Here is an 18,177-nt window from a genome sequence, read left to right on the forward strand (position 1 = left end):
ACTGTTACACTCAGGAGGATCGGGTCCAGGAGAACGTCATGCCATCAGAACACGATCCCGAGCGTCGCCAGTTCTACCGGATCGAGGACCGCGTGGGCCTCGAATGCCGTCAACTCGAGGGGGAGCCAACCGGTCCCCCGGAAACCCTCTTCGAGGGCGGTGAAACGCTTCCGCTGGAGGAGGAGCTGCGCCGGCATGATGCGGAGATCCGCCATCAGCTCGGGCTGCTTTCGGAAAGCGACCGGGTCCTCTCCCAGCTCGCCCGTGCTCTCAACGAGAAGCTCGACACGGTGGCGCGGATTATGACCTTTCAGCAGAATCCCTTGCAAGACAGTGAGTGGGTTCATGTCACCCTCAGCGAGGGAGGCCTTTCCTTCATCACCACGGACCCGGTGCCTGAGCTCGATTCACTGATGGCCGTGCGCCTGACCCTGATGCCCGAACTCAGCCAGGTTGCCGCCTATACCCGCGTGGTGTCCGTGGATGCCACGGACGACGGCACCCGCCTGCACCTGCAGTTCCACAACATGGAGGATGCCGAGCGCCAGCAGATCGCCCGGCATGTGCTCCGGCTGCAGGCCCGGGAACGCCAGCAGGCGCGACAGCGCCGTGAGCAGCACGGCGACACCCCCTGACTCGACGCAGCCGGCTCGTGCGCTATAGTTAGGGAAACACTCATGGATCACCGAGTCTGACCGGAACCACAATCATGCGAACACTGACTCCCCGGACACTTTGTTGCCGGATCGCCACGCTCACACTGCTGCCGCTGGCGGCCTCCATGGCTTCTGCCCAGCAGATGGCCAACCCCGAATCCGACGCGGCCAGCGCCCGCGCCCAGCAGCAACAGCAGGCCGAACGCACGACCCGTCCCCTCAGCCTTAAGATCCAGCAGGAAGGCAATATACGCACTCCGCGCCGGGGTGAGAGCATGGGCTCCGTCCAGGACCGCTTCGGCGATCCGGAGGCGCGTCAGGGCCCCGTGGGGGAGCCGCCCATCACGCGCTGGCAGTACCCGCGCTTTGTCGTGGTCTTCGAGGATGAATGGGTCATCGACACCGTTGTGGAGCCTGACAGCGCGGACTGAACCCGGTATTGTTGCGCGCCCAGAATCGACACCGGAGGTTCCCGGAACCGTGAGCCGTTTCCGTCTTGCCGCTGAATGGGCGAAGCAGGGCTCTGTCCTGATGGCATGGCCCCAGCCCGATTCCGACTGGGCCGCGCTGGCCGATCGCGCCGAGCCCACATTCACCGCCATAGCCCGGGCGATACTGGCCGAGCAGGATCTTACCCTGTGCGTCAGCAGTGAGCGCCAGGCCGTTGATCTTGAACGGCTTCTTGTTTGCGAATATGACCTGGGCCGGCTACATACCGTGGTCGTGCCCACGAACGACACCTGGGCCCGCGACTTCGGTCCCCTGGCGCTCAGCAATGGCGCCGAGTGGCGACTTCTGGACGCCACCTTCAATGGCTGGGGCAACAAGTTCCCCGCTGATCGGGACAACGCGGTCAACCGCGCCCTGCACGCCCAGGGCGCACTCGGCAGTCTGCCCCTGGAGAGCGATCCACTGGTGGTGGAAGGCGGCGCACTCGAGACCGACGGGGTGGGCACGCTGCTGATCAACCGCCCCTGCGTTCTCAATCCCAACCGCGGCAACCCGGAACCGGCCGCCGAGCGGATGACGCAATGGTTCCATGAACGGCTGGGCGCGGAGCGCATCCTGTGGCTCGATCACGGCCACCTTGAAGGCGACGATACCGATGGCCACATTGACACACTGGCCCGCTTCGCCGGGCCGGGGCACATTGTCTACCAGGGCTGCGATACCCCCGGGGACAGCCACTACACGGAACTCCAGGCAATGGCCCGGGAACTGGCGGCGCACACCGATGGCAACGGCCAGCCTTACCGCCTGACGGCCCTGCCCTGGCCGGATCCGGTCCACGACGAAGAGGGCAACCGGCTGCCGGCCACCTACGCGAACTTCCTGATTACCAACCATTCCGTGCTCGTGCCATGCTACGGCGTCGCCCAGGATGACGAGGCCTGCCGGGTGATTGCAGGCTGTTTCCCGCAGCGCCGGGTCCAAGGCATCCAGTGCCGGCCCCTCATCCACCAGGGCGGAAGCCTTCACTGCCTGACCATGCAGCTGCCACCAGGAGCCGTGCCCGATGGCTGATCAACACGCCTTCACCGCCGCCGCCATACAGCAGAGCTGCGGCGCGGACCGCGAAGCCAACCTGGCCCATTCCGCAGGCCTGATCGAAAGCGCCGCCGACCAGGGCGCTCAGCTGGTGGTGCTGCAGGAACTCCACACCGGCCCCTACTTCTGCCAGGAAGAGGCCACGGACGTCTTCGACCGGGCCGAAACCATTCCCGGCCCCACCACCCGTTTCCTGGGCGAGCTGGCCGCGGAGCTGGGTGTGGTCATCGTGGGCTCCGTCTTCGAGAAGCGCATGGCGGGGGTTCACCACAATACGGCGGTAGTGCTGGACAGCGACGGCAGCCTGGCCGGCCGTTACCGCAAGATGCACATCCCTGACGATCCCGGATTCTACGAGAAATTCTATTTCACGCCGGGCGACGCTTCCGCGGATGCCTTCCGGCCCATCCAGACCTCACTGGGGCGGCTCGGCGTTCTCGTGTGCTGGGATCAGTGGTACCCGGAGGCCGCCCGGCTCATGGCCCTGGCCGGCGCCGAAGTGCTCATCTACCCCACTGCCATTGGATGGGACCCGGCAGACGACGCCGACGAACAGGCTCGCCAGCTGGATGCCTGGATCACCGTCCAGCGCGGTCACGCCATTGCCAACAACCTGCCCGTCATCGCGCCCAACCGGCACGGTTTCGAGGAGGCGCCGGACGGCTCCGGCAACGGCATCCAGTTCTGGGGCAACAGCTTCATCTGCGGTGGCCAGGGCGAACTCCTGGCCCGCAGCAGTGCCGAGGGTGATGACATCCTTCTGGCCACCATCGACCCTGATCGGACCGATACCCTGCGGCGTATCTGGCCCTACCTGCGGGATCGCCGCGTGGACGCTTACGATCACCTGACCCGACGCGTGAGGGACTGATGAAGAATGCCGACCTGCTCCAGCAGACCACCGACCAGCTCAACCGGGTCCTGTTGGGCAAGCGTGACCAGGTGCGCCTTGCGCTGTGCTGTGTGCTCGCCGGAGGGCACCTGCTGATCGAGGACATTCCGGGCATGGGCAAGACCACCCTGTCCCACGCGCTCTCCGGCACCCTGGGGCTCAGCTACAACCGCATCCAGTTCACCAGCGACCTGATGCCGGCGGACCTGCTGGGGTTCTCCATGTACGACAAGGAAGCCGGCGACCTGGTATTCCACCCCGGCCCGATCTTCGCCCAGGTGATCCTGGCGGACGAGATCAACCGTGCCTCGCCCCGCACCCAGAGCGCCCTGCTGGAGGCCATGGAGGAACGCCAGGTCTCCATTGAAGGGGAAACCCGTTCCCTGGAAGAGCCCTTCTTCGTCATCGCCACCCAGAACCCTCTGGATCAGCGCGGCACCTTTCCCCTGCCGGAAAGCCAGCTGGACCGTTTCCTGATGCGCCTGACCCTGGGCTACCCGGACGAACGCGCCGAGCGTGAGCTTCTCATGGGTCGGGATCGGCGCCACATGACCGCGGAGCTGACACCACTGCTGTCACCGGAATCCCTCCAGCGGATGCAGGCGCTACTGCCCGAGATCAGCGTCTCCGACGCCCTTCTGGATTACATCCAGCGCATCCTCGCCTACAGCCGGGACATCCCCGGCGTTCTTTACGGGCTTTCCCCCAGGGCGGGTCTGGGCCTGCTGCGGGCCGCCCGCGCCTGGGCGCTTCTGGAGGGCCGTGGTCATGTGCTGCCCGACGACGTCCAGGCGGTCCTGCCCAGTGTGGTTGAACACCGCCTGGTGGATGACCACCACAACCGCCAGGAGATGCTCTCCCAGCGGATCCTGCGTGACGTGCCCGTGATCGTGTAGCGCCCGCCCCTGCGCCGGCGTTACCATGACTACCATTGATTGACACCGTTTTCCCGATAGAGGAACAGCATGAGCGACAGCAACCACCATCGCCTGATCATTCTCGGCTCCGGCCCCGCGGGCTACACCGCCGCCGTCTACGCCTCGCGCGCCAACCTCAATCCCACGCTGATCACCGGTATCGAAGTGGGTGGCCAGCTCACCACCACTACAGATGTCGAGAACTGGCCCGGGGATATTGAGGGGCTCCAGGGCCCCGACCTGATGGAGCGCATGAAGGACCACGCCCAGCGCTTCAACACCGAGCTGGTGTACGACCACATCAACGGTGCTGACCTCAGCCAGCGGCCCTTCACCCTCACCGGCGATTCCGGCACCTACACCTGTGATGCGCTGATCATTGCTACCGGCGCCAGCGCCATGTACCTGGGCCTGGAGTCCGAGGAGACGTTCATGGGCCAGGGCGTGAGCGCCTGCGCCACCTGCGATGGCTTCTTCTACCGCAATCAGGACGTGGCCGTGATCGGCGGCGGCAACACCGCCGTGGAAGAGGCGCTCTACCTCTCCAACATCGCCAACAACGTCACCCTGGTCCACCGCCGGGACCAGCTGCGCGCGGAGAAGATCCTGCAGGACAAGCTGTTCGCGAAGGACAACGTCAGCATCATCTGGGATCACACCCTGGATGAGGTACTGGGCGATGCCACCGGCGTCACCGGCGCGCGTCTGAAGAACAAGCATTCCGGCGAGACCCGGGATCTGAATGTTGCCGGCGTTTTCATCGCCATCGGCCACAAGCCCAACACCGACCTTTTCCAGGGCCAGTTGGACATGAGCGGCGGCTATATCCGGATCCGCAGCGGCCTTGAAGGCATGGCGACGGAAACCAGCGTGCCCGGCGTCTTCGCGGCGGGTGACGTGGCTGACCACGTCTACCGCCAGGCGGTGACCTCGGCCGGCTTCGGGTGCATGGCGGCGCTGGACGCCGAAAAGTACCTCGACGGCCTCGCCTGATCCCTGCTCATGTCCGCGCTCCCCTGGCTGGACACACGCTCCCACTGGTTCCCGGATCCGGAAAGCGCTCTGGATGAACCGGACGGGCTTCTGGCCATCGGGGGCGATCTGCACCCCGATCGCCTTCTGAACGCCTACAGCCAGGGGATCTTCCCCTGGTTCTCCGACGACCAGCCCATTCTCTGGTGGTCTCCCAACCCGCGCTGTGTCCTCTTTCCGCCACACGTACACATCGCCCGCAGCCTGCGCCGCCGGCTCAACCGGGATGAACTGCGCATCACGGTGGACTGCGCCTTCGAGGACGTCATCCGTGACTGCGGCCGACTGCGCGAGGAAGGCACCTGGATCACCGGCGACATGGAAGCGGCCTACTGCCACCTCCATGAACTCGGCCATGCCCATTCCTTTGAGGCCTGGAACGCCGACGGCCAGCTTGTGGGCGGCCTCTACGGTGTTGCCGTCGGCCGCTGCTTCTTCGGGGAATCCATGTTCAGCCGGCAGCGTGATGCCTCCAAGATCGTGTTCGTGCACGTGGCCCGTCAGCTTGAACGCTGGGGCTATGCTCTGCTGGACTGTCAGGTGGAAAACAGCCACCTGTTGAGTCTGGGCGCCGAACGGATTTCACGCCGGCGCTTTTTGACTATACTCAGAGAGAATGTGGATCATCCCGCCGGACACGACTGGCGGATGGACTGGTTCTGGGGCCGGGAGTCCGATACATGAGCAGTCTCAAGACGCTGATCTTCTTCGCTACCCCCGAGCATCCGTGCAGCTACCTGACCGACCGTCAGGCAACGACCATGTTCGTCGATCCCCGGGCCCAGGTGGACCGCAACCTCTATACCCAGCTCACGGAACTGGGCTTCCGGCGCAGCGGCTCGCATTATTACCGCCCGCACTGCCGTGGCTGTAACGCCTGCATTCCGGTGCGGATTCCGGTCGAACGCTTCCAGCCGGATCGCTCCCAGCGCCGTGTGCGGCGCGACAACCGCGACCTGACCCTGATCCAGACGCCGGTGCGCTTCGACGAGGAAATCTACGACCTCTACGAGCGCTACGTTATTGAGCGCCACCACGACGGCGACATGTACCCACCCAGCCGGGAACAGTTCACCTCCTTCCTCATCGAAGGCAGCATCGACGGCTTCTTCCTGGAGATGCGGCGCGAGGGGCGGCTGATCGCGGTCGCCGTGGTGGACGTGCTCGATACCGGCCTGTCGGCCATCTACACCTTCTTCGAGCCCGGCGAGGAAAAGCGCAGCCTGGGCACCTTCGCCATTCTGTGGCAGGTCCAGGAGGCCCACAGGCGCGGCCTGCCGCACCTGTATCTGGGGTACTGGATCCGCCAGTGCCGCAAGATGAACTATAAGACCCGCTTCCGCCCGCTGGAGCAGCTGATGAATGGACGCTGGACCGAGCTGGTCACCAGCGACGGTATGCTGCACAATTCGCCCGCCTGATTTGGCAATGAACGCAAATTAAGGCAGAATTGCGCCACTCTGCCCCGGCATACGCCGTGTTCTGTTCAATCCCTGCCGGGCGCATACCAGCGTTTCATCAAAGTACGGAGTAGCAACTGAATGGCAAAGTCCGATGCCGTTGAAATGGAAGGCGTGATCGTCGATACCCTTCCCAACACCATGTTCCGTGTGGAGCTGGAGAACGGGCACACCGTTACCGCTCACATCTCGGGCAAGATGCGCAAGAACTACATCCGCATCCTGACTGGCGACAAGGTCAAGGTGGAGCTCACGCCCTATGACCTGAGCAAGGGCCGGATCACCTACCGCTACCGTTAACGGCTCCTTCCATTAAAAAACCCCGGGATCCGAATGGATGCCGGGGTTTTTCTGTTACGGGTCAACTCTATTCGACGGGTTCGGCTGGCTCTTCCGTTTCGAACTCGAACGCCAGGTCGTCGTCCTTCACATGGATGGAGACGTCGCCGCCGTTCTTCGACAGCCGCCCGAACAGGATCTCTTCCGCCAGGCCCTTCTTGATCTTCTCCTGGATCAGGCGGCCCATGGGACGTGCGCCCATGTTCTCGTCGTAGCCGTGCTGGGCCAGCCAGAGCTTGGCCTCGTCGTCCACGTGCAGCACCACCTGTTTCTCGTCCAGCTGGGCCTGGAGCTCCGTAAGGAACTTGTCGACCACGTGCGAGATGATTTCCGGACTGAGCGAACGGAACTGAATGATCCCATCCAGGCGGTTCCGGAACTCCGGCGTGAAGGTCTTGTTGATGATCTCCATGCCGTCGGTGCTGTGGTCCTGGTTAGCGAAGCCGATGGAACGCTTGGTCAGCACCTCCGCGCCCGCGTTGGTGGTCATCACCAGGATCACGTGGCGGAAGTCCGCCTTGCGCCCGTTGTTGTCCGTGAGCGTGCCGTGGTCCATAACCTGCAGCAGCAGGTTGAACACTTCCGGGTGCGCCTTCTCGATCTCATCAAGCAGCAACACACAGTGCGGATGCTTGTTCACGTTCTCGGTCAGCAGCCCGCCCTGGTCGTAGCCCACGTAGCCCGGCGGTGCCCCGATCAGGCGTGATACCGTGTGGCGCTCCATGTACTCGGACATATCGAAGCGCACCAGCTCGATCCCCAGCAGGTTCGCCAGCTGGCGAGTAACCTCGGTCTTGCCCACGCCGGTGGGGCCGGCAAACATGAAGGCCCCCTCGGGTTTCTCCGGCGCTTTGAGCCCGGCCCGTGCCAGCTTGATGGCGGTGGAAAGGGACTCGATGGCCTCATCCTGGCCGAAGACGGTCATTTTCAGGTCACGCTCGATGTTGCGCAGCACGTCCTTGTCCGAGGAGGACACATTCTTCGGGGGGATCCGTGCGATCGCCGCCACGATGTCCTCAATGGCCCCTTCGTTGATCACCTTGCGGCGCTTGGACACGGGCAGCAGTTGCTGCCGCGCCCCGGCCTCGTCAATCACGTCGATGGCCTTGTCCGGCAGGTGACGGTCGGTAATGTACCGGCCCGCCAGCTCTGCGGCGCTGCGCAGCGCCTTATCGGTGTACTTGAGCTCATGATGCTTCTCGAAGTGGCTCTTGAGCCCCTTGAGGATCCGGTAGGTGTCCTCAACGCTCGGCTCGTTCACATCAATCTTCTGGAAGCGCCGCGCCAGGGCACTGTCCTTCTCGAAGATCCCGCGGAACTCGGAGAAGGTGGTTGAGCCGATGCAGCGTATCTCGCCGGAGCCCAGCATGGGCTTGAGCAGGTTCGAAGCGTCCATGACACCACCCGAAGCCGAGCCGGCACCGATGATGGTGTGGATCTCGTCAATGAACAGGATGGCGTGCTCGCGCTTCTTCAGTTCCGCCAGCAGCGCCTTGAGCCGCTTCTCGAAATCACCCCGGTACTTGGTGCCGGCCAGCAGCGCGCCCAGATCCAGCGAGAACACTTCCGCATTCTTGATGACATCCGGCACATCACCATCCACGATCTTCTTGGCAAGCCCCTCGGCAATGGCGGTCTTGCCCACGCCGGCCTCACCCACCAGCAGCGGGTTGTTCTTGCGCCGGCGGACCAGGATCTGGATGGTGCGCTCCACCTCATGCTCGCGCCCGATCAGCGGGTCGATGTGACCCTGGGTGGCACGCTCATTGAGGTTCTGGGCATAGGCTTCCAACGGATTGGAGCTCGTGCCTTCCTCCGCGCTCTCTTCCTGCTGCATCGATTCCGACTCCGAGCCGCCTTCTTTCTCATCCGGGCCTGACACCTTGGAGATGCCGTGGGAGATGAAGTTCACAACGTCGATGCGCGCGATGTTCTGTTTCTTGAGCACGAACACCGCCTGGCTCTCCTGTTCGCTGAAGATGGCCACCAGCACGTTGGCGCCGGTCACCTCCTTCTTGCCGGAGGACTGCACATGGAAAACGGCGCGCTGCAGCACACGCTGGAACCCGAGCGTCGGCTGGGTCTCGCGCTCACTGTCATTGGAGGGAATCAGCGGCGTCGTGGAATCCACGAAGTCGTTGAGCTCCTCGCGCAGTCGCGGCAGGTCGGCCCCGCAGGCTTTAAGCACGCGTACGGCGGATTCGTTGTCGAGCAGTGCCAGCAGCAGATGCTCCACCGTCATGAACTCATGACGCTTGTCCCGCGCGTTACGGAATGCCTCGTTGAGGGTCAGTTCGAGGTCTTTACTGAGCATGGGCCACCCCGGTTTCAGTCAGCTCGTTCAATCTCACACAGCAGCGGATGATCGTGCTCGGAAGCATATTGATTCACCTGGGCCGCTTTCGTTTCCGCTATATCCCGAGTATAGACGCCACAGACCGCTTTGCCCTGAGTGTGTACCGCCAGCATGATCTGTGTCGCCTTTTCCTCCGGCATGGCGAAGAAGGTCATCAGAACCTCCACGACGAAGTCCATCGGCGTGTAGTCGTCGTTCATCAGCACCACCCGGTACAGCGAGGGGTGCTTGACCTCGGGTTTTTCCGTTTCAACGGCGGTGCCGTCGTCCTGGCCCGGGTCCTCTTCTCCACCATCCTGATTCCATACTAGTAGAGCCTGATCCATCTTTACGAACCTGTCTTCAGTCATAATGTGTCGCCATGTACGGATTCCAGGCCATGCTCACCATCGCCCGGCTTGATTTTATCACGTTCATCCCGCGCGACACCCGCCCCGGTCACCCGCGACCAGTCCTCAAATCGGTTATACGCCACTTGACTCTGGTGGATTTTTAGTCAACAGTTTCCATAATGATTTTACAAAGCGTTACATTCATTCACCCGCTGTGACCAGGAGCTGTTTCCGGGGGAACCGGCTCCGGACGCCAACCAGGCAGTCGGCAGGCAGGGATTCTCTGAGAGCAAGGAGGAAGTGATGCATCAGGGCAAGGTCAAGTGGTTCAACAACGCCAAGGGGTACGGCTTCATCATCGAGGAGGGAGAAAGCGAGGATCTGTTCGTCCATTTTTCGTCCATCCAGATGGAAGGCTACAAGACGCTCAAGGCGGGCCAGCGTGTTGAATTCGAGAAACAGCCCAGCGCCAAGGGCATCCACGCGGTCAACATCATCCCCCATGAAGCACCGTCGCGGCGCAGGGAAAGCAGTGAGTCCGCGTCCCAGGAGGAAAGCAACGCTGGTACCGGCAGCGAGTCGCGTGCCCGACAGCCGGAGTCCCAGCAACAGACAGCCTGAACTCCCCACCCCGGTACCGGGGCATCCATGGTGCCCCGGCGGGCGCACTGCGTCCGCTCTTCCCTTCCGCCGCCGAGCGTTCTAGAGTCTGCACCCATTATGTCAGACCGGAGTTTGCCCGATGCAGTGGAAGCCCAATGCCACCGTGGCCGTTGTTGTCCCCGATGCGGATCGGTTCCTGATGGTTGAGGAGCACAGCGAGGGCGCCGTGGTCCTCAACCAGCCTGCGGGCCACATCGAGGAAGGCGAATCCATACTGGAAGCCGCACGGCGTGAGGCCCTGGAGGAGACCGGCTATCCGGTAACGCTCACAGCCTTTCTCGGCATCTATGTGTTCCGTTCGCCCCATAACGGACTCACCTATCACCGCTATGCCTTTATTGGAGAAGCGGGCCCGCGGGAAACCGACGCGCTTGATGATGGCATTATCGCAGCACACTGGCTTACCCCCGGTGAGCTGGATGCCCGCAGTGATCAGCTGCGCAGCCCTCTGGTCGCCAACTGCATCAGCGACTACCGCAGCGGACGGCGTTTCCCGCTGGACCTGATCCGGGAGGCCACCCCGCAGTGACGCACCCGCGCCAATCCCCTACAATAGGCGCCCTATGACCGAAGTCCAGAATCCCGGCAACGCAAACGCCCCCCACGTCATCGTCGGTATGTCCGGCGGTGTTGACTCCTCCGTGGCCGCCCTGCTGCTCAAACAGCAGGGCTACCGCGTGGAGGGTCTGTTCATGAAGAACTGGGACGAGGCGGACGGCACCGAGCACTGCACCATCATGGAGGATCTGGCGGATGCCCAGGCTGTGGCAGGGCGCATCGGGATTCCGCTGTATACCGCCAGCTTCTCCGGTGAATACTGGGACCGCGTTTTTGAGCACTTCCTGGCCGAATACAGCGCTGGCCGCACCCCCAACCCGGACATCCTGTGCAACAAGGAGATCAAGTTCCGGGCCTTTCTCGATCATGCGGTTACGCTCGGCGCTGATTACATTGCGACCGGCCATTACGCCCGCCGGCGCGTGATCGGCGACGGCAGCCAGGCCCAGCTTCTGCGGGGGCTGGACGGCAATAAGGACCAGAGCTACTTCCTGCACGCGGTGGCTGGTGAACGGCTGGCCCGCACCCTCTTCCCGCTGGGCGACATGGACAAGACCGAGGTCCGCCGGATCGCGGAGGACGCTGGCCTGGTCACCCACGACAAGAAGGACAGCACAGGGATCTGCTTTATTGGTGAACGCCGCTTCAGCGATTTCCTCAAGACCTATCTGCCGGCCCAGCCCGGGAACATCGAAACCCCGGACGGTGATGTGATCGGGCGCCACCAGGGCCTGATGTACCACACCATCGGTCAGCGCCAGGGTCTTGGAATCGGGGGGCTTTCCGGTTACAGCACCGAGCCCTGGTACGTGGCGGACAAGGACCTGGACCGCAACGTCCTGGTCGCCGTCCAGGGGGGCCAGCATCCCCTGCTGTACCGGCAGGGTCTGTACACCTGGCACATCGACTGGGTTACCGGGGCGCCGGAACTGCCCCTGCGCTGCGTTGCCAAGAACCGTTATCGCCAGCCGGACCAGAGCTGCACCCTGGAGGCCGCCGGTGACGGCTATCGCGTCCTTTTCGATGAACCCCAGCGCGCGGTTACACCCGGCCAGTCGGTAGTCTTCTATCAGGGCGAGGTCTGCCTGGGTGGCGGCGTCATCGAACGCACCTTCATGGACGAGGCGGGCTCGCCCGGCGAATCCATTCCCATGCAGGGGCAGTCCGCGTGAGCGCCAGTCTGCGCGACCAGACCCTGGCGCTGGCCGGCATCTTCCAGGCTGCCAGCCTGGTACACCAGACGGCCACCAAGGGCCAGTGTCTGCAGGACCCACTGGAAACCACCATCCGCTCCCTGTTCGAAACGGATCCGGGCAACACCCTGGATGTCTACGGCGACCTTTATGGCCTGCGTGAAGGCCTGAAAACACTGAGCCGGGCCATGGGCCAGCAGCCCGCCAGCCAGGACGCGCAGATCCTGCGCTACAGCCTGAGCCTGGTCCAGCTGGAGGCGCGTCTGCACAAACAGCCGGACATGATGGACACCATTGGTGAGCGCATCGAACAGGCACGGCGGACCGTTGAGCATTTCGGCCCGACCCACCCGAACGTGCAGCGCAACCTGGCCAGCATCTACCAGGACACGCTCAGCACGTTCCGGATCAAAATCAACGTCAACGGTCACCGCCAGTACCTTGAAATTGAAGAGAACGCGGCCCGCATCCGTGCCTGCCTTCTGGCCGGCATCCGCTCGGCCGTGCTCTGGCGCCAGCTGGGTGGCCGGCGCTGGCAGCTGCTCTTCCGCCGCAAGCGCCACGTCGCCATCGCCGACGGCATTCTCCACGACCTCGACTGAGCGCCTGCCTGCAGCCCGTCCGCTCGTGTATAATAGGCCCTTTACCCATTGCACGAGAGGCTTGTCTCCATGGATCTGAACGCCCTCACGGCGATCTCGCCCGTCGACGGTCGTTATGGCAGCAAAGTGGCGCCGCTGCGTGAAATCGTCAGTGAATACGGGCTCATCCGCGCCCGGGTGACCGTCGAAGTACGCTGGCTCCAGCACCTGGCCGCGCAGCAGGACATCCCCGAAGTCCCTGCATTCTCCGAGGCTGCCAACCGCTTTCTGGACGACATGGTGACCGGTTTCAGTCTAGACGATGCCGAGACCATCAAGGCCACCGAGCGTACCACCAACCATGACGTGAAGGCGGTGGAATACTTCATCAAGGAGCGCATCGCATCGGTCAGTGAGTCACTGCCAGAGCTCACCGAGGTCTCCGAGTTCGTGCACTTCGCCTGCACCTCAGAGGACATCAACAACCTCTCCCACGCACTCATGCTGCGCGAGGCCATGGACACCCAGATCCTGCCAACCATGGATGAGCTCCTGGAGCGCCTTCAGGGCATGGCGGAAGAGCTTGCCGAGCAGCCGATGCTGGCCCGCACCCATGGCCAGACCGCCTCGCCCACCACGGTCGGCAAGGAACTGGCCAACAGCGCCTACCGCCTGTCCCGCCAGCGCGAGCAACTGGGCGGCACAGCGCTCATGGGCAAGATGAACGGCGCCGTGGGTAACTACAACGCGCACCTCTGCGCCTACCCGGAAGTGGACTGGGAAACGCTCAGCCGCGACTTCGTGGAGGGGCTTGGCCTGAGCTGGAACCCCTACACCACCCAGATCGAACCCCATGACTGCGTGGCTGAGCTCTTCAACGCCCTGAGCCGTTTCAATACAGCGCTGACCGATCTGGATCGGGACCTGTGGGGCTACATCTCGCTCGGCTACTTCAAGCAGCGCACCGTTGCCGGCGAGGTGGGATCCTCCACCATGCCCCACAAGGTCAATCCCATCGACTTCGAGAACTCCGAGGGCAACCTGGGGCTGGCCAACGCCATACTCGACCATCTCGCATCCAAACTGCCCATATCCCGCTGGCAGCGCGATCTGACCGATTCCACGGTTCTACGCAACCTGGGCGTGGGCCTGGCGCACAGCCTGATCGCCTGGCAGGCCACCCTGAAAGGACTCTCCAAGCTGGAGATCAACCCCCAGCGCCTGGACGAGGATCTGCAGCAGGCGTGGGAGATCCTGGCCGAGCCCATCCAGACCCTGATGCGCCGCTACCGGGTGGAAAAGCCCTATGAGAAGCTCAAGGAGCTCACCCGCGGCAGGGATATGACCCCGGAGGCCATCCACACGTTCATCGACGGTCTGGATATCCCCGAAGCGGCGCGTGAGCAGCTGCGCAGCCTGACACCAGCCCGCTATACCGGTAATGCCGCGGAACAGGCGCGTTCAATCCGCGCCCGTTCCCCGAAGTGACCCCTGAGACCGAAGGCCCGAAAACCCCATGTCCGTACTCGGCGAAACCAGCATCGAGCGCTTCCTCAGCGACTACTGGCAGAAGAAGCCACTGATCATCCGCAACGCCTTTCCGGGTATTGAATCACCGGTCTCGGTGGACGAGCTCGCCGGACTCGCCTGTGAGGAGGCGGTGGAATCCCGCCTTGTGTTTGAAACGGAGAACGACAAGCCCTGGCAGCTCCACAACGGGCCCTTCGAGGAGACCTACCTGCAGTCGCTTCCGGACCGGGACTGGACCCTGCTGGTCCAGGGCCTGGATCACTGGGTGCCGGAGGCGGCGGAGCTGCTGGAACACTTCCGGTTCGTGCCCAACTGGCGCCTGGACGACATCATGGCCAGCTTCGCGCCTGTCGGCGGCAGCGTCGGTCCCCACTTCGACCGCTACGATGTGTTCCTGCTCCAGACCATTGGCCAGCGGCGCTGGAAGATCGGGGGCGTTCACGACAACACCTCACCCCGGGTCGAGGGTACGCCACTGCACATTCTCGCGGATTTTGAGACTCAGGAAGAAGCCGTACTCAATCCCGGTGACATGCTCTATCTGCCCCCCGGCGTGGCCCACTGGGGTATTGCCGAGGACGACTGCATGACCCTGTCCATCGGATTCCGCACGCCCAGCCATGCGGATGTGGTAACCGGTGTCGCGGACTCTGTGGCCGACAGCCCCGCGCTGGATCGCCAGCTGGAGGATCCGGCGCCCGCGCTTCAGGATAACCCGGGGCGCATCAGTGACAGCCAGATCAAGGAACTGCAATCGATCCTTGAGAAAGCACTTCAGAATCCGGACACCATCGCCAGCTGGTTCGGCCAGGCCATGACCGAACCGAGTCACGAAGGCATTGTCGAGCCACCGGAAGACCCGATGGATGCCACAACCCTCCAGGAACTGGTCGCCGAAGGCAATCCCCTTGTCTGGAACGAGGGCAGCCGCTTCAGCTTTTACGACCTCCCTGACGACGGCGGCCGCCTGCTGTTCGTGGACGGCCAGCGCTTCCGCCTGACCGGCAACGCCACCGGCATTGCCGCCGTCCTCTGCGCCGGCCGGCATCCGGACATGGGCGCCCTCACCGACTATATGCGGGAATCCGCGCTCGCGGATCTGGTGGTCTCGCTGGTCAACCAGGGCAGCCTCTACCCCGAGGATGATGAGGGGGAGGGGGAGGAGGACGACGAGGCATGAGAATCGAGGCGCACCCCGCCGGCCAGCTGCCGGAAGCCGCCATAGCCCTGCGCCGCCAGGTGTTCACGGCTGAACAGCAGGTGCCCGAGGAACTGGAGTGGGATGATACCGACGCCAGCGCGGTGCATTACCTTGTCCATGACGACACCGGCGAGCCCATTGCGACGGCGCGTCTTTACGAGGCACAGACCGGATGGGGCGCCATAGGCCGTATGGCGGTCGCCGCCAGCGCACGCGGCCAGGACGTGGGAACACGCCTTCTGACCCGGATGCTCCAGGATGGGCTTGCGACCTGGAGCCGCTTCACACTTGGCGCCCAGGAGACAGCCGTCGATTTCTACCGGCGGCTGGGGTTCTATGTGGTCTCGGACAGGTACATGGATGCCGGCATCCCCCACAGGCGCATGAACTGCACCGCGCCCTCGCTGGTCACCCAGCAGGAGGCCGAAACCCGGTGCCCCTTCCTGCTGGCCTCGGACACCACCAGCTGGCAGCTCGGCGCCAACGGCGATCAGCTGGAAGCGCTCCTCGCCATGGCGGAACAGGCAACCCGGCGGCTCTGGATTCATGACAGCACCCTCAGCCATGCCCTCTATGACGACAGCGAGCTGGAACAGGCGGTGTCACAGCTGGCCCGGCGCAGCCGCCACAGCGACATCCGGTTTCTCATCCATGACGACAGCCCACTGGTGAAGCGCCGGCACAGCCTGGTGGAGCTGATGCGCCGACTGCCCAGCCGCATGGGCCTCAGGCTGGTGAATACAAGCTACCCCCACCCCAGTCGCCCCGTGATTCTTGTGGACGACAGCGGCGTCATCAGTCGGCATGATTTCAATGCGGCCGAAGGCTTTGCCAACGCCTCGGCGCCGCGCCGGGTGCGCCCCTTTGCCGAGGAGTTCGAGCGTGCCTGGGAATACGGCCGCAGCTCCGTGGAACTGCGCGACCTGCCCCTCTGAGGCTCAGCGTTCCGAGGGATGGGCCGGTTCCGGACCGGCCGGGATGAAATCCGCCGCAAAGGGCTCGAAGGCCTGATTCAGCTCCTCCGCCCCCTCCACGATCCGCTGGCGCAGCCACTGATGATCCGGATTATGCTGCAGCAGGGGGCTCCAGGCCATCTTGAGGTCAATCGGCGGAATCGGGAACGGCGGCGCCTTGACCACCAACCCCGGATTGTCCTTCTGCAGCCAGGCCGCACGGCATGGCAGTGTCGCCATCACATCGTGCTGCTCCGCCAGCAGGGTCGCCACCTGATAATGGCGGGTGAACACCGAGATCCGGCGCTTGCGGCCCAGCTTGCCCAGCGCCTCATCCACCCACCCCAGGCGCTGCACATCGCGCGGGTTCACGCCCACGCCGACACCGAAACCGGTCTTGCTGACCCAGATGTGATTCGCCTGAAGGTAGGTGTCCAGAGTGAACGGCTCGCGCAGCACCGGGTTCTCATTGCTCATCAGGCAGGCGAACCAGTCGGTCCAGAGGGTGCGCTGATGGAACGACTGCGGGATGGTGTCAAAGCGGTTGATGGCCATATCCACCCGCCCCTGCTCCACATCCAGAAAGCTCACGTCCGAGGGGGTCAGCACATCCAGGGTCACGTGCGGCGCCAGCCTGCGGATCAGGCGCAGAACCCGGGGCATGAGCGTGGATTCCGCGTAGTCGCTGGCCATGATGCGGAAAACCCGCTCACTGGCCCCGGCATCGAAGGACCCGGTCTTCTGGACTGTCTGCTCCACCTGGGCCAGGATCTCGCGTACCCGGGGCTGGAGCCCCAGGGCCCGCTCCGTGGGGCTCATGCCCTCGCTTGTGCGCACCAGCAGCGGATCATCAAACAGTTCCCGCAGCCGGCGCAGCCCATTGCTCATGGCGGGCTGTGTCAGGCCGAGGTAGCTGGCCGCTCGCGTGACGCTCTTCTCGCGCAGCAGCACATCCAGATACACCAGCAGGTTGAGGTCGATCCGGGACAGATCCATGCCATCTCCAGGGTCAGAAGAGCGGCCATTATGCCGTTACAGCGGCGTGCCAGACCAGTCTGGACCGCTTTGCTCGTCCATTCATGCAGTTATCAGGCATCTCGTCTATACTGGAACCATTCCGGATACCACAGCGTGTACTGACTATGACCACTATCGCCATCATCGGTGTTCTGGCGCTATTGCTGATCATCGGCCTTGTCCTGATCGTTGTCAGCCAGATGCGTGAAAAGGCGCGCGTGGAACGCATGCGCCGCGTCAAGGCCCTGGAGGATGGCCACAGCCTCCTGCGCCGGTTCGTTGACGAACTGCCCAACTCCTTTCTGGACAAGGCTCTGCGCCGCCTCATACTGCAGCGGGCACTGGAACTGGCGGGCCAGCTGCGGGAACTCAATGCGCCGGGTAACCCGAAGGCGCTGGAGGAAGCCGACCAGGCCGCACTGTCGGCGCTGGAATCCGGCCAGGTCGAGGGCCCCGGCGAGTTCCCGATGAACGACCCACAACGGGTCAAGGAAATCCGCAGCCTGCTGCAGATGCTTTTCCGGTTCGTGGAACGCCAGAAGAAGGCGGGACGGGTGTCCGCCGAAGCCTCGCGCCAGCACCTCGTCAACATTCTTTTCCTGGTACACCGTGTCTATGCCGAACTGATGGTTTTCCAGGCACAGGACCATGAACAGGCCAAACGCTACCGCAAGGCCATCCACTGCTATCACCTGGCGGCAAGTGAGCTGGAGAAATCCAAGGATCACCCGGATGCGGCTGAGCTGGTAACGCGTTACCGTGAGCGCATCAAGGAACTCAACCGGCTGGCCGAGGGACAGGATCCCAATGCTGAGCGCACTGAAGCGGTCATGCCCAGCAGCGTGAACCGTGAATGGGAAGAGTTCATCCACGAGGAAGAGGCCTGGAAGAAGAAAGCGGATTACGACAGCTGAGGCCTCCTGAGGAGGTTCTGGAACGATCGCCGGAG

Annotated in this window: 20 protein-coding genes; 17 read left to right on the forward strand and 3 right to left on the reverse strand. The window is 63.5% G+C overall.

The features are described from left to right. Positions 1-38 precede the first annotated feature (38 nt). The 9 genes from GLW01_RS08625 (at position 39) to infA (ending at position 6,805) form a co-directional block, all read left to right on the forward strand. The gene (locus GLW01_RS08625) at positions 39-635 is read left to right on the forward strand and encodes a PilZ domain-containing protein (protein WP_160898814.1); all 597 of its coding nucleotides are present in this window, start codon (positions 39-41) and stop codon (positions 633-635) included. A 74-nt stretch (positions 636-709) separates the two neighbouring features. Then, positions 710-1,087 (forward strand): hypothetical protein, encoded by a 378-nt coding sequence (locus GLW01_RS08630; RefSeq protein ID WP_151439456.1) that lies wholly within the window; start codon positions 710-712, stop codon positions 1,085-1,087. A 49-nt stretch (positions 1,088-1,136) separates the two neighbouring features. Then, positions 1,137-2,180 (forward strand): agmatine deiminase family protein, encoded by a 1,044-nt coding sequence (locus tag GLW01_RS08635; RefSeq protein WP_160898815.1) that lies wholly within the window; start codon positions 1,137-1,139, stop codon positions 2,178-2,180. Then, a complete protein-coding gene (locus tag GLW01_RS08640) occupies positions 2,173-3,075 on the forward strand; it encodes a carbon-nitrogen hydrolase (RefSeq protein WP_160898816.1) in 903 nt (300 codons plus the stop codon). The genes GLW01_RS08635 and GLW01_RS08640 overlap by 8 nt, the downstream gene beginning before the upstream one ends. Next, positions 3,075-3,992, forward strand: coding sequence for an AAA family ATPase (locus tag GLW01_RS08645; RefSeq protein WP_160898817.1), 918 nt, complete (start codon positions 3,075-3,077; stop codon positions 3,990-3,992). Before GLW01_RS08640 ends, GLW01_RS08645 begins: the two co-directional genes overlap by 1 nt. A 69-nt stretch (positions 3,993-4,061) precedes the next feature. After that, positions 4,062-5,006, forward strand: coding sequence for a thioredoxin-disulfide reductase (gene trxB, locus GLW01_RS08650; RefSeq protein WP_095616971.1), 945 nt, complete (start codon positions 4,062-4,064; stop codon positions 5,004-5,006). Positions 5,007-5,015: 9 nt separating this feature from the next. Further along, a complete protein-coding gene (aat, locus tag GLW01_RS08655; RefSeq protein WP_151439452.1) occupies positions 5,016-5,729 on the forward strand; it encodes a leucyl/phenylalanyl-tRNA--protein transferase in 714 nt (237 codons plus the stop codon). Next, complete coding sequence (locus tag GLW01_RS08660) at positions 5,726-6,466, forward strand: arginyltransferase (protein WP_151439451.1); 741 nt, start codon at positions 5,726-5,728, stop codon at positions 6,464-6,466. The genes aat and GLW01_RS08660 overlap by 4 nt, the downstream gene beginning before the upstream one ends. Positions 6,467-6,586: 120 nt before the next feature. Then, positions 6,587-6,805: a translation initiation factor IF-1 gene (gene infA / locus GLW01_RS08665; RefSeq protein ID WP_077531475.1), complete on the forward strand. Its 219-nt coding sequence runs from the start codon at positions 6,587-6,589 to the stop codon at positions 6,803-6,805. A gap of 67 nt (positions 6,806-6,872) precedes the next feature. On the opposite strand, the gene clpA is transcribed toward infA, so the two are convergent. Next, on the reverse strand, positions 6,873-9,158 hold the full coding sequence (gene clpA, locus GLW01_RS08670; RefSeq protein WP_151439450.1) for an ATP-dependent Clp protease ATP-binding subunit ClpA: 2,286 nt from the start codon (positions 9,156-9,158) through the stop codon (positions 6,873-6,875). Between the two features lie 14 nt (positions 9,159-9,172). Beyond that, entirely contained in the window at positions 9,173-9,526 is a 354-nt protein-coding gene (gene clpS, locus GLW01_RS08675; RefSeq protein WP_077531808.1) for an ATP-dependent Clp protease adapter ClpS, read from the reverse strand. A gap of 309 nt (positions 9,527-9,835) precedes the next feature. Here clpS and GLW01_RS15750 point away from each other — a divergent pair, with 309 nt between their 5' ends. From GLW01_RS15750 to GLW01_RS08710, 7 genes are all read left to right on the forward strand, one after another. Then, the gene (locus GLW01_RS15750) at positions 9,836-10,153 is read left to right on the forward strand and encodes a cold shock domain-containing protein (protein ID WP_151439449.1); all 318 of its coding nucleotides are present in this window, start codon (positions 9,836-9,838) and stop codon (positions 10,151-10,153) included. Between the two features lie 121 nt (positions 10,154-10,274). Continuing rightward, positions 10,275-10,724 (forward strand): NUDIX hydrolase, encoded by a 450-nt coding sequence (locus GLW01_RS08685; RefSeq protein WP_151439448.1) that lies wholly within the window; start codon positions 10,275-10,277, stop codon positions 10,722-10,724. 34 nt (positions 10,725-10,758) lie between these two features. Beyond that, positions 10,759-11,925 (forward strand): tRNA 2-thiouridine(34) synthase MnmA, encoded by a 1,167-nt coding sequence (mnmA, locus tag GLW01_RS08690; protein WP_151439447.1) that lies wholly within the window; start codon positions 10,759-10,761, stop codon positions 11,923-11,925. Continuing rightward, positions 11,922-12,548 (forward strand): high frequency lysogenization protein HflD, encoded by a 627-nt coding sequence (gene hflD, locus GLW01_RS08695; RefSeq protein ID WP_151439446.1) that lies wholly within the window; start codon positions 11,922-11,924, stop codon positions 12,546-12,548. The genes mnmA and hflD overlap by 4 nt, the downstream gene beginning before the upstream one ends. A 69-nt stretch (positions 12,549-12,617) precedes the next feature. After that, positions 12,618-14,015, forward strand: a complete 1,398-nt coding sequence (gene purB, locus GLW01_RS08700) for an adenylosuccinate lyase (protein ID WP_151439445.1) — start codon at positions 12,618-12,620, stop codon at positions 14,013-14,015. A gap of 28 nt (positions 14,016-14,043) precedes the next feature. After that, positions 14,044-15,237, forward strand: coding sequence for a cupin domain-containing protein (locus GLW01_RS08705; RefSeq protein ID WP_160898818.1), 1,194 nt, complete (start codon positions 14,044-14,046; stop codon positions 15,235-15,237). Beyond that, positions 15,234-16,193 carry a GNAT family N-acetyltransferase gene (locus GLW01_RS08710; protein ID WP_160898819.1) on the forward strand — a complete coding sequence of 320 codons (960 nt, stop codon included), beginning with the start codon at positions 15,234-15,236 and terminating at the stop codon, positions 16,191-16,193. Before GLW01_RS08705 ends, GLW01_RS08710 begins: the two co-directional genes overlap by 4 nt. A gap of 3 nt (positions 16,194-16,196) precedes the next feature. Here GLW01_RS08710 and GLW01_RS08715 read toward each other — a convergent pair whose 3' ends face one another. After that, positions 16,197-17,207 (reverse strand): LysR family transcriptional regulator, encoded by a 1,011-nt coding sequence (locus GLW01_RS08715; RefSeq protein ID WP_151439442.1) that lies wholly within the window; start codon positions 17,205-17,207, stop codon positions 16,197-16,199. A gap of 146 nt (positions 17,208-17,353) precedes the next feature. Here GLW01_RS08715 and GLW01_RS08720 point away from each other — a divergent pair, with 146 nt between their 5' ends. Further along, positions 17,354-18,142, forward strand: coding sequence for a hypothetical protein (locus GLW01_RS08720; protein WP_151439441.1), 789 nt, complete (start codon positions 17,354-17,356; stop codon positions 18,140-18,142). The last annotated feature ends 35 nt before the right edge of the window (positions 18,143-18,177 follow it).

Source organism: Vreelandella halophila (genome assembly GCF_009856365.1).
In the GTDB taxonomy this organism is placed as follows: Bacteria; Pseudomonadota; Gammaproteobacteria; order Pseudomonadales; family Oleiphilaceae; genus Halospina; species Halospina utahensis_B.